At 65.1% G+C, this 15,158-nt stretch carries 13 protein-coding genes; 3 read left to right on the forward strand and 10 right to left on the reverse strand.

Annotated elements, in window-relative coordinates:
• The first annotated feature begins 140 nt into the window (after positions 1 to 140).
• Positions 141 to 647 (forward strand): MarR family transcriptional regulator, encoded by a 507-nt coding sequence (locus tag NLM15_RS42410; RefSeq protein WP_254123927.1) that lies wholly within the window; start codon positions 141 to 143, stop codon positions 645 to 647.
• A gap of 193 nt (positions 648 to 840) precedes the next feature.
• The gene (atzF, locus tag NLM15_RS42415; RefSeq protein WP_254123928.1) at positions 841 to 2,649 is read left to right on the forward strand and encodes an allophanate hydrolase; all 1,809 of its coding nucleotides are present in this window, start codon (positions 841 to 843) and stop codon (positions 2,647 to 2,649) included.
• 111 nt (positions 2,650 to 2,760) lie between these two features.
• Here atzF and NLM15_RS42420 read toward each other — a convergent pair whose 3' ends face one another.
• From NLM15_RS42420 to ugpB, 10 genes are all read right to left on the reverse strand, one after another.
• Entirely contained in the window at positions 2,761 to 3,483 is a 723-nt protein-coding gene (locus NLM15_RS42420) for a GntR family transcriptional regulator (RefSeq protein WP_254123929.1), read from the reverse strand.
• Between the two features lie 4 nt (positions 3,484 to 3,487).
• The gene (gene hpxZ, locus NLM15_RS42425) at positions 3,488 to 3,880 is read right to left on the reverse strand and encodes an oxalurate catabolism protein HpxZ (RefSeq protein ID WP_254123930.1); all 393 of its coding nucleotides are present in this window, start codon (positions 3,878 to 3,880) and stop codon (positions 3,488 to 3,490) included.
• Between the two features lies 1 nt (position 3,881).
• Entirely contained in the window at positions 3,882 to 5,276 is a 1,395-nt protein-coding gene (locus tag NLM15_RS42430) for an AtzE family amidohydrolase (protein ID WP_254123931.1), read from the reverse strand.
• 7 nt (positions 5,277 to 5,283) lie between these two features.
• On the reverse strand, positions 5,284 to 5,463 hold the full coding sequence (locus tag NLM15_RS42435) for a DUF4089 domain-containing protein (RefSeq protein WP_254123932.1): 180 nt from the start codon (positions 5,461 to 5,463) through the stop codon (positions 5,284 to 5,286).
• A gap of 18 nt (positions 5,464 to 5,481) precedes the next feature.
• Positions 5,482 to 7,230, reverse strand: a complete 1,749-nt coding sequence (locus NLM15_RS42440) for an ABC transporter ATP-binding protein (RefSeq protein WP_254123933.1) — start codon at positions 7,228 to 7,230, stop codon at positions 5,482 to 5,484.
• Between the two features lie 170 nt (positions 7,231 to 7,400).
• Positions 7,401 to 8,300 (reverse strand): ABC transporter permease, encoded by a 900-nt coding sequence (locus NLM15_RS42445; protein WP_254123934.1) that lies wholly within the window; start codon positions 8,298 to 8,300, stop codon positions 7,401 to 7,403.
• Between the two features lie 9 nt (positions 8,301 to 8,309).
• Complete coding sequence (locus NLM15_RS42450) at positions 8,310 to 9,323, reverse strand: ABC transporter permease (RefSeq protein ID WP_254123935.1); 1,014 nt, start codon at positions 9,321 to 9,323, stop codon at positions 8,310 to 8,312.
• 248 nt (positions 9,324 to 9,571) lie between these two features.
• A complete protein-coding gene (locus NLM15_RS42455) occupies positions 9,572 to 11,194 on the reverse strand; it encodes an ABC transporter substrate-binding protein (RefSeq protein ID WP_254123936.1) in 1,623 nt (540 codons plus the stop codon).
• Between the two features lie 248 nt (positions 11,195 to 11,442).
• The gene (locus NLM15_RS42460; protein WP_375166921.1) at positions 11,443 to 12,390 is read right to left on the reverse strand and encodes an aminoglycoside phosphotransferase family protein; all 948 of its coding nucleotides are present in this window, start codon (positions 12,388 to 12,390) and stop codon (positions 11,443 to 11,445) included.
• 186 nt (positions 12,391 to 12,576) lie between these two features.
• Entirely contained in the window at positions 12,577 to 13,902 is a 1,326-nt protein-coding gene (gene ugpB, locus NLM15_RS42465) for a sn-glycerol-3-phosphate ABC transporter substrate-binding protein UgpB (protein WP_254123937.1), read from the reverse strand.
• A 201-nt stretch (positions 13,903 to 14,103) separates the two neighbouring features.
• Here ugpB and NLM15_RS42470 point away from each other — a divergent pair, with 201 nt between their 5' ends.
• The gene (locus NLM15_RS42470; protein WP_254123938.1) at positions 14,104 to 15,099 is read left to right on the forward strand and encodes a TRAP transporter substrate-binding protein; all 996 of its coding nucleotides are present in this window, start codon (positions 14,104 to 14,106) and stop codon (positions 15,097 to 15,099) included.
• Positions 15,100 to 15,158 lie beyond the last annotated feature (59 nt).

Consider the following 15,158-nt stretch of genomic DNA (forward strand, 5'->3'; position numbering starts at 1 on the left):
CCTCGCCGGACATCCGGACCGGCCGCGGCCTCGTTCCGGGCTGCTTTGGCCATAATGTTGGGCACGACAATTGTTGTCGTCAACAACAATCTTCCGGTTGGGCCGTCGAGGCGCTAAGGTTGCGCGGCAGGAGACACGATGTGACAGCCAGCGCAGCCCGAGCCGACACCCGCCCCTCCCCGCGCAAACGCGCCGGCAACGGCGCCGCGCGGCCGGACGATACGGACGAGATCGGCCTCGATGCGCTGGTCGGCCACGCCGGCTATGCGGTGCGGCGCTTCCAGATCTGGATCTTCCAGGACTTCATCAAGACGCTCGGCGAGGTCGACATCCGGCCGACGCAATATTCGGTGCTGACGGTGATTGGCACCAATCCCGGCCTGTCGCAGATGGCGGTGGCCAAGCGGCTCGGCATCGAGCGCGCCCGGCTGGTGCATCTGCTCGACAGCCTCGAACAGCGCAGGCTGGTGAAGCGGATCAAGTCGAAGGCGGACCGCCGCTCCCACGCACTGCACCTCACCGCACCCGGCGAGAGGGCCCTTGCCAAATTCAAGCTCCTCGCCGCCGAGCACGAGCGGCATGTCGAGGAAAAGATCGGCAAGGAGAACAGGGAGCGGCTGCTCCAGATCCTCGCCGGCTTCACCTGATCAAGGCTGCCCAATATTTACGCAGATGCCCGTATCGGGGCGCTGGCAGGACGGCTCAATCAATCGTCGAAATATCTTTCAAGCCACTGATCCTACGATAATATCTGAGGCATAGCGCCTGCCCGGATATTGTACACAATGGCACACCGCTTGCTTCAATCCGGGTGAGACCTGTTGCCGGAGTTTTGTTGCCATGGGGGCTGAGCAGCCTGAAACGATCACCGCGATTGTGGCCGCGCATCGCGCGGGCACGAGCACGCCTGCGCAGACGATTGCGCGCACCTATCAGCGCATCCGCGATCACAACGATCCCGCGATCTTCATCAGCCTGCGTGACGAGACGGACGCGATCGCGGAAGCCGAGAAGCTTGGCGCGCGCAAGGATGCCGCGAGCCTGCCGCTCTACGGCGTGCCGGTCGCGGTGAAGGACAATATCGACGCGCTGGGGTTTCCGACCACCGCGGCCTGCCCGGCGTTCTCGTATACGCCGGCGCATGACTCGACCGCGGTGGAGCGCCTGCGCGCGGCCGGTGCCATCATCGTCGGCAAGACCAATCTCGACCAGTTCGCAACCGGCCTCGTCGGCGTGCGCTCGCCTTACGGCATTCCCAAGAATTCGATTCGCGAGGATCTCGTTCCCGGAGGCTCGAGCTCGGGATCGGCGGTCGCCGTCGGCGCCGGGCTCGTGCCGCTGTCACTGGGCACCGACACCGCCGGCAGCGGGCGCGTGCCGGCGATGCTCAACAACATCGTCGGCCTGAAGCCGAGCCTTGGCATGATCTCGAATGCGGGCCTCGTGCCGGCCTGCCGCACGCTCGACTGCATCTCGGTATTCGCGTTGACGGTCGACGACACCGCGCTCGCGCTGTCGGTGATGGCTGGACCGGACCAGGCCGATCCGTTCTCGCGCGACCGGCCGCTCGGCGCGCTCACGCCGTTTCCGGCAAACTTGCGACTCGGCGTGCCGCGCAACGGACAGCTGATCTTCTTCGGCGACAAGAAGGCGGAAGTCGCTTACGCCGAGGCGCTGAAGCGCTGGACCGCGCTCGGCGCGACACTGGTGGAGTTCGACCTCGAGCCGTTCTACGAGACGGCACGGCTGCTTTATGAGGGACCGTGGGTCGCCGAGCGCTATCTCGTGATCAAGAACCTGCTGGCGTCCGCGCCTGACACCATCCACCCGGTGACGCGCGAGATCACGGCGGCCGGTGCGCGGCTCACCGCGGCGGAGACGTTCTCTGCACTCTACCGTTTGCAGGGCCTGCGCAAGATCGCCGAGCGGACATTTGCCAATATCGACGCGCTGGTGCTGCCGACCGCGCCGACCGCCTATACGACCGCGCAGGTGCTGGCCAATCCGATCGAGCTCAACAGCCGGCTCGGCACCTACACCAATTTCGTCAATCTGCTCGATCTCTGCGGCCTCGCCGTGCCAGCATCGATGCGCGCCGACGGCATTCCGTTCGGCATCACGCTGCTTGCGCCCGCGGGACGTGATGCGCTGCTTGCCAGCATCGGCCGCGTGTTTCATGCCGATACGAAACTGACCGTCGGCGCGAAGGGCGTGGCGCAAGCACCGCTTGCACCGCTGCCTTCAGTCACAAGTGATGAGATTCCGATCGCGGTGGTCGGCGCTCATCTCTCCGGCATGGCGCTGAACGGCGAATTGACGGCGCTGGACGGGCGATTGATCGAGGCGACCAGGACCGCGCCGGACTACAAGCTCTACGCGCTCAAGACCACGCCGCCGAAGCCGGGCATGCTGCGCGTCGAGGCGGGAACGGGCGCTGCGATCGCGCTGGAGATCTGGTCGCTGTCGTCATCCGCCTTCGGCAAGTTCGTCAATGCGATCCCCGCGCCGATGGCGATCGGCACGATCCGGCTGGCCGATGGCCGCAGCGTGAAGGGGTTTCTCGTCGAGCCGGAGGTGCTGGGCGAGGCGCGCGACATCACCGCGTACGGCGGCTGGCGCGCGTACATCAAGGAAGTCGCCACGACGTAGGTCTCGTAGGGTGGGCAAAGCAAAGCGTGCCCACCATCCCCATCAATTGGAAAAGATCGTGGGCACGGCGCGTCGCGCCTTTGCCCACCCTACGGCACCGCGCGTGCGGCGCTACACCGACACCGCGTAAATCTCGTACTCCCCGCGCACCAGTTCGATATGCGCGCGCATCGCGGCGGCGGCGCCCTGCTTGTCGCCGCGCATGATGGCGACGACGACGCGATCGTGCTCGGCCTGCGACTTCGCCAACCGGCCGAGATTGCGGAACTGGGCGCGGCGGAACGGCTGCACGCGGACACGCGTCGCCAGCGTGATCTCGGCGATGTAGCCGTTCTGCGAGCCCGCATAGATCGCGTTGTGGAAGCGCTCGTTGACCTCGTGGAAGCGATCGGGATTGCCGGCGTAGCTGAGAACGCGCAGCTCTTCGTGGATGGCCTCGAGGCCATGGCGCTCGGCAGCGGACATGCGCTCGGCGGCAAGGCCGGCGCACAGCGCTTCCAGCTCGGCCATCGCCTCGAACATGCTTGTGAGACGCTCGACCGAGGGCTGCGCCACCACCGCGCCACGATGGGCGCGCGATTCGACGAGACCGCTTGCCACGAGCTGGCGCAGCGCTTCGCGGACCGGGGTCCGCGAGACGCTGAAGCGCCGCGCGATGTCGGTCTCGTCCAGCGGCGCACCGGGCGCCAGGGTTCCGCGCACGATCTCGTCGGCGAGCTGAAGCCGCAATTCCTCGGCGCGCGTGATCTTGTGCACGCTGGGCTGTGCCCGGTCGACGCGCGGCACCACCGGCTCGGCCGGCAATACTCCCTGCGGAAGATCGTCAAGCGTCATACGATCAGGTCTCTTGCGACTCACCGATGATGCTGACATGGGCGGCAACGACGCGCCAGCCCTCCGGGAAGCGAATCCAGGTCTGCATCTGCCGGCCGACCTTGCCGGGAGCCGTATCGCGATAGAACAAAGTCGAGGCCACGGCCGTGTCGCGGCCGTAGCTGGAGATGACGGTTTTGGCGGTGCGGCGGTTCAGGCCGACCGGCGAGCGGCCGGCGCGAAAGCCGGAGATCGCCTCATAGCCATAGAGGTTCTCGCCGATGCCATAGCGCAGCGTGCGCGGATCGTTGCGGAACAGCTCGCCGAGCACGGCGACGTCGTTGGTGACGAGGGCCTGCTCATAGCGCTCGAACGCGGCCTTCACTTCCGCGATCACGTCGGGGAGATCGATCTCCATTTTAGATTCCTCTTGGGCTGGGCGCTGATACCACGCCCATCTGTTCCAATGCGTAGGCGACGCGCAGCGCGATGTCCTCGCGCCAGAGCGCGCAAATGATCTGCACGCCGATCGGCAGCGGCTCCAGCGGAACGGGAACCGCGACCACGGGCAATCCGATGAAGGAGATCGGCTGGGTGTGGATGCCGATATTGGCACGCACCGGCAGCTCGACGCCGTCGAGCGTGAAATTCACCTGACCGAGCTTCGGCGCCGTGCAGGGCGTGGCCGGCGCAATCAGCACGTCGGTGGATTTGAAGATCTCGGCGAGCTGGGCGCGATACCAGCGGCGGAATTTCTGCGCGCGGTCGACCAGCGGCGCCGGCACCATGGCGCCGGCGATCAGCCGGTCGCGCACGGCCGGATCGAAATCGTTCGGGCGCTTGCGCAGGCGATCGAGATGCAGCGAGGCGCCCTCGGTGGTGGTGATGACATAGGCCGCCGCGCGGGCACGCGCGGCTTCGGGCACATCGATCACCTTCGTCGTGCCCAGCGCCTTGGCGACGCGGCTGACCGCTTCGACGGCTTCGGGGAACACGTTCTTCTGGAAGTACCCGCCGGCGATCGCGATGCGCAGGTCCGAAACCGGATTGGCGAGCAGCGGCAGCGTCGGCTCCAGCCCACGCGTCGTGCAGGCGCCATCGTCGGCATCCGGCCCCTGCATCGCGTCATAGGCGAGCGCGAGATCGGTGACCGAGCGCGCGAACGGCCCGAGATGATCGAGGCTCGCCACGAACGGGAACGAGCGCGCCCGCGACAGCCGGCCATAGGTCGGCTTCAAGCCGAAGATGCCGCAGAAGGAGGACGGCACGCGGATCGAACCATTGGTGTCGGAGCCCAGCGCGATCGGCACCAGGGCGCCCCCGACGGCGCTGCCCGAACCGCCGGACGAGCCGCCGGTCATCCGCGTGGTGTCGTGCGGATTGCGCGAGGGGCCGTCATGGACGTTCTCGCCCGTAAAATCGTAGGCGTATTCACCCATGTTGAGCGCGCCGACCAGCACGGCGCCGGCGGCTTCCATGCGCTCGATCAGTGTCGCGTCACGCTTGGCGGGCGCGAGGTCGCGGTTGATCTTCGAGCCCGCCCGCGTCGGAAGCCCCGCAACGTCGAAGAGGTTCTTCACCGCGAAGGGTACGCCGGCGAGCGGGCCGACTTCCTTGCCGGCGGCGATGTCGGCATCGATCGCACGAGCCTTCGAGCGGGCGCGATCGGCGGTGACGTCGGTGAAGGAATTGAGGATGGTGTCGTGCTGCTTGATGCGCGCGAGGGCGGATTCGGTGGCATCGAGGGCGGACATCTTGCCGCCCGCAACCGCGCTCGCGATTTCGGCGGCCGTCATCTCTGGCTTGGTGGTCATGGCAGCATCAAGCCGTGAAGATCGGCGCGGGCTCGGTCTCGTCCGGCAGCGCGAATTCGTCGACCAAGCGGGCAAGCCGCAGCGAGACTTCGAGATTGGCACGCACCGCAGGCCTCCAGACCTCCTCGACCGGCAGCGCCAGCGCTTTCGATACGGCGTCGATATAGTCGTCCAGCGGCTCGGCCATGACGCTCCCAACAATGTCTCAGTGCACCGGTAACGGCGGATGCGGGATCGCCGTCAGCAGCTCCTTGGTGTAGTCGTCCTGCGGATCGCTCAGGACCTTCTCGGAAGTGCCTTCCTCGACGATCCGCCCCGTCCGCATCACAATGACACGATCGCACAACAAGCGCACTACATTCAAATCATGCGAGACGAACAGGTAGCTCATACCTAGCCGCGCCTTGAGGTCCTGGAGCAGGTTCAGCACGACCGCCTGCACCGAGACGTCGAGCGCCGCGGTCGGCTCGTCCAGGATGACGAGTTTCGGGTGCAGCGCGATGGCGCGGGCGATGCCGACGCGGGCCTTCTGGCCGCCGGAGAGCTGGTGCGGGAAACGATCCAGCAGGTTGTGCGGCAGCCCGACCATGGTCGCCAGCTCCTCGCAGCGGGCGCGTAGCGCGTCGCGTCCCCTGATGTCGCCGAGCTGCAGAAGCGGGTCGGCGATGGCGCGCGCGGCGGTGAAGCGCGGGTTGAGGCTGTCGGTCGGGTCCTGGAACACCATCTGGATGCGGCTGCGCTGCGGCAGCCGGGCAAAAGAGGCCGGTGTGATGCCGCCGATGTCCTCGCCGTCGAACCGGATCAGGCCGGAGGTCTGGTCGAGCAGCCGCATCACCATCATCGACGTGGTCGACTTGCCGCAGCCGGATTCGCCGACGAGGCCGACGCTCTCGCCGTGGCCGATCGAGAAGCTGATGCCGTCGACGGCGCGGAACACGTCGGGCTCCACGGGGGGCTTGCGGCCGAACAGCTTTCCGAGCGTGGCGGTGGCGCCCTGGCGCGGGTATTCCTTGACGAGCTTTTCGATGAGGAGGAGGGGCTTCTCGCTTTTCTTCACCTCGTCTTGCGAGGGCTGATGGATGGCCGGGTCAGGCCCGGCCATGACGGATGAGGATTGCGAAGCGCCCTCCTCCTCCGGCAACAAATCCCGCAACGACACGCCAAGGCGCGGCGTCGCGCGCATCAGCTTCTTCGTATATGGGTGCTGCGGGTTGGCGAAGATGTCCGCGGCCTTGGCGGTCTCGACGACGCGGCCCTTCTCCATCACCACGACGCGGTCGCAATAGGCGGCGGCCAAACCGAGATCATGCGTGATCAGGATGGTCGACATCGCGCGTCGCCTGGTCAGTTCGACGATTAGATCCATCACCGCCTTCTGCGTGGTGACGTCGAGACCCGTGGTCGGCTCGTCCGCGATCAGCAATTGTGGATTGCAGGCAAGCGCGAGCGCGATGACGACGCGCTGGCACATCCCGCCGGACAGCTCGAACGGATAGGCGTGGTAGCGCTCGCGCGGGCGGGCGATCTTGACCTGCTCCAGCGCCTCGATCGCCTTTTCGCCGTGGTCCGAGACCATCGCCTGCTGCACATGGGTGCGCAGCACGTCCTCGATCTGGTCGCCGACCTTGCGGATCGGGTTCAGCGCCGCGCGCGGGTTCTGGAAGATCATCGAGACTTCGCGGCCACGCAGGTCGCGCATCTGGTCTTCGGTCGCGGCCTTGACGTCGATGCCGGAGAACATCACCGAACCCTCGGCGATCCGACCGGCGCGATCGAGAATGCGCATCACCGCGTAGGACGTCACCGACTTGCCGGAGCCGGACTCGCCGACGATCGCGAGCGTCTCGCCCTTGGCGACGGAGATGTTGACGTGCTGCACGGCTTTCACGATGCCGCGGCGGGTGGTGAATTCGACGGTGAGGTCCTGGACGTCGAGCAGGGGCTGGGCGGTCATGAGGGGCTCCCGTCACTCAAACTGGCGAAAACAACCCCATGCACAGTAGAGATGTATTTGAAATTATTAGATAATTTATGGAAGAAGTTTAGCGGTGAGGGAGACACGACTCTCTCATTCCCTCCCCCGCAAGGGGGGAGGGAGCGCAGTGGAGTGCTTGGAGATCACCATCACGTCCTCCGCTGGGGGTCGACGATGTCGCGCAGGCCGTCGCCGAGGAGGTTGAAGCAGAACACGGCGATCATCAGCGCGAGGCCCGGAAACAGCGCGATCCACCATTCGCCCGAGACCATGAAGCCCGCGCCCTCGGCGACCATGATGCCCCATTCGGCGGTCGGTGGGCGGACGCCGAGGCCGATGAAGGACAGGCCTGCGGCATTGAGGATGGCGTAGCCCATGGTCAGCGACATCTGCACGATCATGATCGGCATGATGTTCGGCAGGATGTGCACCAGCAGGATGCGGAATTCGCCGTTGCCGGACAGGCGCGCGGCCTGCACGAAGCCGGCATTGCGGCGGACATTGGCTTCGGCGCGCGCGACGCGGGCATAGAGCGGGAAGTTCACGATCGCGGTGGCCAGGATGATGTTCTGCACGGTGTTGCCGAGAGCGGCGACGATACCCATCGCCAGCACGAACAGCGGGAACGCCATGATCGTGTCGGCGACGCGGCCGACGATGCGATCGGTCCAGCCGCCGAAATAGCCCGCCGCGATGCCGGCGAGGCCGCCCATCAAGAACACCAGCACGACGGAGGCGACCGCGATGAAGGTATCGAGCCTTGTTGCCACGATGACGCGGCTGAAGATGTCGCGGCCCAATTGGTCGGTGCCGAACCAGTGCGCAGCCGACGGCGGCTTCAGCGCCGCGGCCGTGTCGGACGCGAGCGGATCATACGGCACCACATAGGGGCCGAAGATCGCAGCGAGGAGGATCACGATCAGCAGCGCAAAGGCAAAGCCCGTGACCTTGTTCTCGCCGAGGACGTAGCGGGTCTGTTCGAGAATCGCGACCAGGCCCGAGGTGCGAGCGGGGCCGACAGGTTCAACAGCAGGCGCAACTGAGCTCATGTCTCACCCCTACCCTTCCAACCGCACGCGCGGATCGATCACGCCGTACAAAATGTCGATCACGAGATTGAGCAGCACGTACATCACCGCCATGGTCAGCACAAAACCTTGCACCGGTGCGAAGTCCGACGAGATCAGCGCTTCCACCGCATAGGAGCCGATGCCGGGCCAGGCGAACACTTTCTCCACCAGCACGTTGGCGCCCAGAAGGAACGAGAACACCATGCTGAGCGTGGTGATCACGGGCAGCATCGCATTGCGGAAGGCGTAGGTGACGATGACGGTCGACGGCGACAGCCCGCTGGCGCGCGCGGTGCGGACAAACTCGGAAGCCAGCACCGCCAGCATCGAGGCGCGCGTCATGCGCGCGATCGGCGCCAGCGAGAAGATCGCGAGCGTCGTTGCCGGCAGGATGAGCTGGCTCAGCGCCGAACGAAATGCCTCGACATCGCGCGCGATCAGCGTGTCGATCAGATAAAAGCCGGTCACTGTCGGCGGCGCGCTGTAGAACACGTCGAGACGGCCGAGCGGCGCGGGCGACCAGCCAAGCCGGAAGTAGAAGACATAGACCAGCACGAGGCCGGTGAAGAACACCGGCAGCGAGACGCCGGCTGTCGTCGTGACACGGCAGAGATGATCAACCCATGATCCTGGTCGCGTCGCCGCCAGCACGCCGAGCGGAATGGCGATGACGACGGAGACGATGAGGCCGAGCAGCGTCAGCTCGGCGGAGGCCGGCAGACGATTGCGGATCTCGGCCGCGACCGGCTGCCCCGTGGTCAGCGAATTGCCGAAATCGCCGTGCGCGAGATCGTTGGTGTAGCGGAAGAACTGCTCGATCAGCGGCTTGTCGAGACCGAGTTTTTTGCGGATCTGCTCGACAGCTTCCTTGGTCGCCGCCGGACCGGCGAAATACGCGGCGGGATCGCCCGGCAGCGCGCGCGTCAGCAGGAAGGTGACGATGACGACGCCGATCAGCGAGGGAATCGCGAACATCAGGCGCTTGCCGATCATGGTCAGCATGAAGTGGCACTCCTGATGTGGAAATGAGATGGCGCCGCGTACTCCGCTGCGCCCCCTCTCCCCTTGTGGGAGAGGGTTGGGGTGAGGGGTAGCCCCAAGCGAGGTCGGAGCTCGTGGCTACCCCTCACCCGTCTCGCCGCTACGCGGCGAGCCACCCTCTCCCACAAGGGGAGAGGGAATGCGAGGTCGGTGCTCACCTCACTCAAGACCTCCGACGTCGCGGCCTCGTCGCGCGCGATCGGCATTGCTCACCCCTTCGCCAGCACGCGATAATCCAGCCTCCGGTGGAACCAGTATTGGTAGCCGCTGATGTTCTTCTGCATCGCGACGTTGACGAAGGGCTGGTACAGCGGGATGCGCGGGATGTCGGTGAAGGCGAGATCGACAAACCCCTTCACGTCCTTGTCGTAAGTCGCGGTGTCACCGGTGGCGGCAGCCGTGCGCGCGCCGTCGATGAGCTTGTCCATCTCCGCCGACTTGTAGCTCATGGTGTTGAAGACGGAATTGTTGCCGTGATAGCACCAGTAGAAGAAGTACTCGGGATAATCGAGCCAGCCCGAGAACACGTTGGTGAAGAGCGGCATCTCCTTCTTGTTCAATTCGGTACGCCAGTTGGCGCCGGGCACCTTGTTGATGGTGGTCTTGATGCCGATCTGCGCCAAGCTCTCCTGCACCAGCACGCAGAGCGGCTCGTTGACGCCGGCGAAATTGAGGTCGAACGAGATCGTGGTCTCGAAACCGTTGGCGTAGCCGGCCTCAGCCAGCAGCGCTTTCGCCTTGTCCATGTCGGTATTGAACTTGTGCGGCTGCGGCCAGGCAACTTCGGTCGGCTTGTCCTTGGGCGCGCCGAACATCGGGTTGGCGAGGCCGAACATCACCGCGTCCATGATCTTCTGGTACGGCAACGCGTAGGCGACCGCCTGACGGACCTTCGGGTTGTCGAACGGCGGCTTGGTGACGTTCATGCCGATATACTGGATGCCGTTGGAGAACGGCAGCGACACCACGTTGAGCTTGCCGTTGGCCTTCATCTCCTGGAAGTCCTTGTTCGGCAGCTCGTAGGAGATGTCGGCATCGCCGCGCTCCAAGAGCGCACGGCGGTTGCCGGCCTGCGGCACCATGCGCCAGATCACACGCTTGATCTTCGGCAGCGGACCGCAGACCCAATCCTCGTTGCGCTCCATGATGACTTCGGTGCCGGCGGTCCACTTCGTCACCTTGTAGGCGCCGGAGCCCGCGGTCTGCTGCTTGGTGAATTCGAGACCCCAGGGGTCCTTCTCGCTGGCGTTCTTCTTCACCAGCTCGGAGTTGACGATGCAGGGCACGATGACGGCGAGATCGGGAATCGTCAGCTTGTCCTTTTTCAGGAAGTCGACGCGCACGGTGTAGTCGTCGATCACGACGAACTGCTCCGGCTTGGTGAGCGAGCCCGCGCTCATCTGGAAGGTGGGAAAGCCGCCGACGCTGACGGCGCGGTCGAGCGACCACTTCACGTCCTTGGCGGTGACAGGCGTGCCGTCGTGGAATTTGGCGTTCTTGCGCAGCTTGAAGGTGACCGACATGTCGTCGATCTTGAAGTCCTCGGCGAGCTCGCCCTTGAACTTGTCGCGGTCGTAATAGGGCACGCCGCCGGGGCCGGCCTTCATCTCGTGGCTGATCAGGCGGTCGTAGCAATTCCAGGAGACTTCATAGCCGGGCACGTTGGTGCCGACGCCGTGGATGTCGAGATTGTTGGGGCCGCCTTCCGAGACGATCAGCAGCGTCTCCGAGCGCGCGTCGGCATAGGCGGACGAAATCACCTGTGGCATCGCCGGAAGCGCCGCGCCTGCGGCCAATCCGGACACGGACTTGAGGAAATCGCGGCGCTTCATCGAAAATGCTCCAACGCAAAAGTTTCTGGTTGGAACAGGGATTCGCAAGGTTCGTGCCAAGGCTTAACGAGACGTTACTCCGCGCATAAGCCACTGATTTTGAATCAGTTTAGGTACCGTCGCCGGCCTGATCGTGTTTTGAGCAGCCCTCCTGATTGCATACAAAGATGCAAATTTGCCGAGAAATTAAGCTGAAAAATTGAGCGCTTCCGGTTTGAGCATGGGTGTCACGGAGTCCTTGCGGCAGGTCAGCCCGCCCAGATCAGGTCCTGAAGCTCGACCAGATCGTTCGCCCGCTCCTGCCAGCCTTCGATGCAGATATGGCTGTTGAGGTCGCTGGCCCGGTGCAGCAGCATCAGGGCCATCAGCCGCCGCTTGAGCGCGTAGTCGAGCTTCGCATGGCCAAAACCTTCGAGCAGGCTGCGCACCCTGCCCGGCCGGCCCGCGGCCATGAAGGCGCCGGGGCCAAGCAGATCGTACTCGCGCCATCCCGCCAGCACGTCGCCGAAGTCGAACAGGCCGGCGAGCGACCATTGATCGTCATGGCAGGCGAGCAAAAAGTTCTCCGGAATGTATTCGCCGATCAGGATTACCGGGGGCGCGTCCATCGGGATGAGCTTTTCTGCGTCGCGCAGGAGATCGTCGAGGCCGGCGAGGAATTTCGGCGCAAGGCCGAGGCGCGTGTGCCGCGCCTTGCAGCCCTGTATCTGGGCACGCATGAACGCGTCCCAGCGCGGCTCGATTTGCGCAAGCGGTCCGAGCGGGGCGCGCTGGACGCTAGCGATGGTCTCGCCGATCTGGCGCAGCAGGCGCTCCTTCTGATCTTCCGCCAGTTGCGGCCACGCCTCCGAGCCCAGCGTGCCTGATAGCCGCGTGATGATCAGATAGGGCCAGCCGTCGCGCATCCCCTCCGCGACGATCTCGGGGATCGGCAGATGCAGGCGGCCCTTGAGCTGCGTCAGCGAGCCGCGCTCGGAGACAAATTGTGCGCGGAGTAGCGGCGGGAAGATCTTCAGGATCAATTTTTCGCCGAGCCCGACGACGAGGTTGGTGCCGGTTGCAAATACATGCGGTGCGCTGGCGTCGAGACCATGATCGCGCGCGATGTCGAGCGCGATCGGCAGCCATTGCGAGGAATCGGAGCGCCAGGCGCGGAAGCTTTCCGCGTCGGTGAAGCGGGGCAGTGTCATCAACATTGCAAACTCAATCAGACCAAATTCCCTGCGGCCATCCTTCGCGACGCCCGCTTGCGCGGGCTCCTCGGGATGAGGGCGGAATGTGCGGCAACGATGTCGACGAGCCCCGATGTCGCTTAGCCTCATCCTGAGGAGCCCGCCAGAGGCGGGCGTCTCGAAGGACGAGGCGCGCGCTCAGGCCGCCCGCTACCTATCCGGGCTGGCGCGCTCGAACTGGCGGAGCAGCTTGTTGCCGCGCTCGACCGCGGCATCGAGCGCGGCTTGCGCGCCCTTCTGGCCGGTAAAGGCCTGCTCCAGCTCGTCCTCGATGGCGCCGCGGATCAGCACGAAGGAGCCGAGCCGGATGCCCTTCGAGTTCTCCGTCGGCGGATGCAGCGTGATCTCCTCGAATGAGATCGCCGAGCCCGGATTGCGCTCGTAAAAGCCCTGCGCGCGCGTCAGCTCGTAGGCGGCGCGGGTGATCGGCAGATAGCCGGTGTTCTGGTGCCAGGCCGCCTGCACGCCGGGCTGCGACAGATAGGCGAAGAACCGCGCGACGCCCTTGTATTCCTCGCGCGGGCGATCGCGCAGCACCCACAGCGTGGCACCGCCGATGATCGAGTTCTGCGGCGCGTTCTTCACGTCGGGCCAGTACGGCATCATGCCGTAGCCGATATCGAACTTCGAATTCGCCTTGATGTCGGCCCGCGTCGCCGAGGAGCCGATGAAGATGCCGCATTCGCCCTTCTGGAAGCGCGGCTCGGCCGACTGCCCGCGGCCGCTATAGTCGAACACCTTGTCCTTCTGCCACTCGGCAAGCCGGGCGATGTGCTGCACGACGACCGGGTTGTTGATGGTCAGCTCGGCATCCAGCCCCGCAAAGCCATTGGTCCGCGTCGCGAGCGGCAGATTGTGGAAGGCGGCGAAATTCTCGATATGGATCCAGGACGGCCAGGACGTGGTGAAGCCGCACACCGCGCCGCGCTCGCGCAGGCGTTTTGCAGCAAGCCCCAGCTCGGGCCATGTCTTCGGCGGCGCCTCCGGATCGAGGCCCGCATCGCGGAACATGGTCTTGTTGTAATAGAGGATCGGCGTCGAGGAATTGAACGGGAACGACAACAGATTGCCGGCCGCATCGGTGTAATAGCCGGAGACCGCGGGAAGGTAATCGTTGAGCGAGAACGGCTCGTTCATGTCCTTCATCATGCTGAACACGGGATAGATCGCACCCTTGGCCGCAGTCATGGTGGCGGTGGCGACCTCGTTGACCTGGACGATCGCGGGCTGGCTGCGCGAGCGGAAGGCGAAGATCGCAGCGGTCACCGTCTCGGTGTAATTGCCCTTGTAGCTCGGCACGATGCGGTAGTCGGACTGCGAGGCGTTGAAATCGGAGGCGAGCTTTTCCAGCTGCCGGCCGAGCTCGCCGGACATGGCGTGCCACCATGCGATCTCCGTGGCGGCACGCGCCTGGAGCGGCCAGGTGAGGATGATGAAGGCGGCGACGAGCCGCAAAAGACGCGATGCTGAAATCACGATGGCTCTTCCCGTGTCGCGCGGCAAAGGGCGACTATACCTGCTTAAGGCCCGGCATTTCCTGTTTCAACCGGGAATGAACGGCGGCTGCAACGCACAATCGCCCCGCGGGGTGCGGCAGGATGGCCTTCCCTTAACCATCTGCTAGATTGCGTTGAACCTTTTTGCTTCGCCATAGACTCCACCACTGAGGGGTTGAGTGTGCCAGTGCTGAACCGTGCCGAACTCTCGCGGGCCGGGTTGATCTTCGTTGCGATTCTGCTCGCGGTCTGCGCGACGAGCGCTGCTGCGCGCGAATTCCGCGCCGCCGACACCCAGACCCAGGACTACCCGACCGTCCAGGCGCTGCGCTACATGGGCGCCCTGATCGCCGAGCGCACCGGCGGCCGGCACGAGGTGAAGGTGTTCCACTCCCGCCAGCTCGGCGAGGAGAAGGAGACCATCGAGCAGACCCGGGTCGGCGCGATCGACCTCAACCGGACCAATGTGGCGCTGATCGGCAATTTCGTCCCGGCGATGAACGTGCTGGCCATGCCGTTCCTGTTCCGGTCCATCGAGCACATGCAGAAGGTCCTGGACGGGCCAATCGGCAGCGAGATCCTCGGCAGCTTCGAGCCCTACGGCTTCGTCGGGCTCGCCTTCTACGATTCCGGTGCGCGGTCGATCTACAACGGGGTCCGCCCTGTCCGGAGCGTCGCGGACCTCAGGGGATTGAGGATCCGGGTGCAGCAGTCGGAGTTGATGAGCCAGATGATCCGTTCGCTCGGCGCCGAGCCGGTCGAGATGCCCTATGGGCAGGTGCTCACCGGGCTTGCCAACCATCTGATCGACGGCGCCGAAAACAACTGGCCGTCGTTCGTGACGACGGACCATTACAAGCATGCCGGCCACCTTGCGCTCACCGAGCACACGATGAGCCCGGAAGTGCTGGTGATCTCGCTGAAGGCCTGGACAAGCCTGTCGGCGGAAGACCAGCAGATTTTCCGCGAGGCCGCGGCGCGCTCCAGCCGGTTCATGCGCGAGAAGTGGCGCGACCTCGAGGAGCAGTCGCAGCGCAAGGCGGAGGCCGCCGGCATCACGGTCGTCAAGGACATCGACCGCAAGCCGTTCGAGGACGCGATGGCTGCGATCTATGCCAAGGCGGGGCGTGATCCCGCCGCGGCCGCGCTGATCGAACGCATTCGCAAGGTGGAGTGAGCCGCTTGGCTGCACTTGGACACAGCGAGCACGGAGACAGGCCGCCCGGCCCGCTCGGG

Source organism: Bradyrhizobium sp. CCGB20, assembly GCF_024199855.1.
In the GTDB taxonomy this organism is placed as follows: domain Bacteria; phylum Pseudomonadota; class Alphaproteobacteria; order Rhizobiales; family Xanthobacteraceae; genus Bradyrhizobium.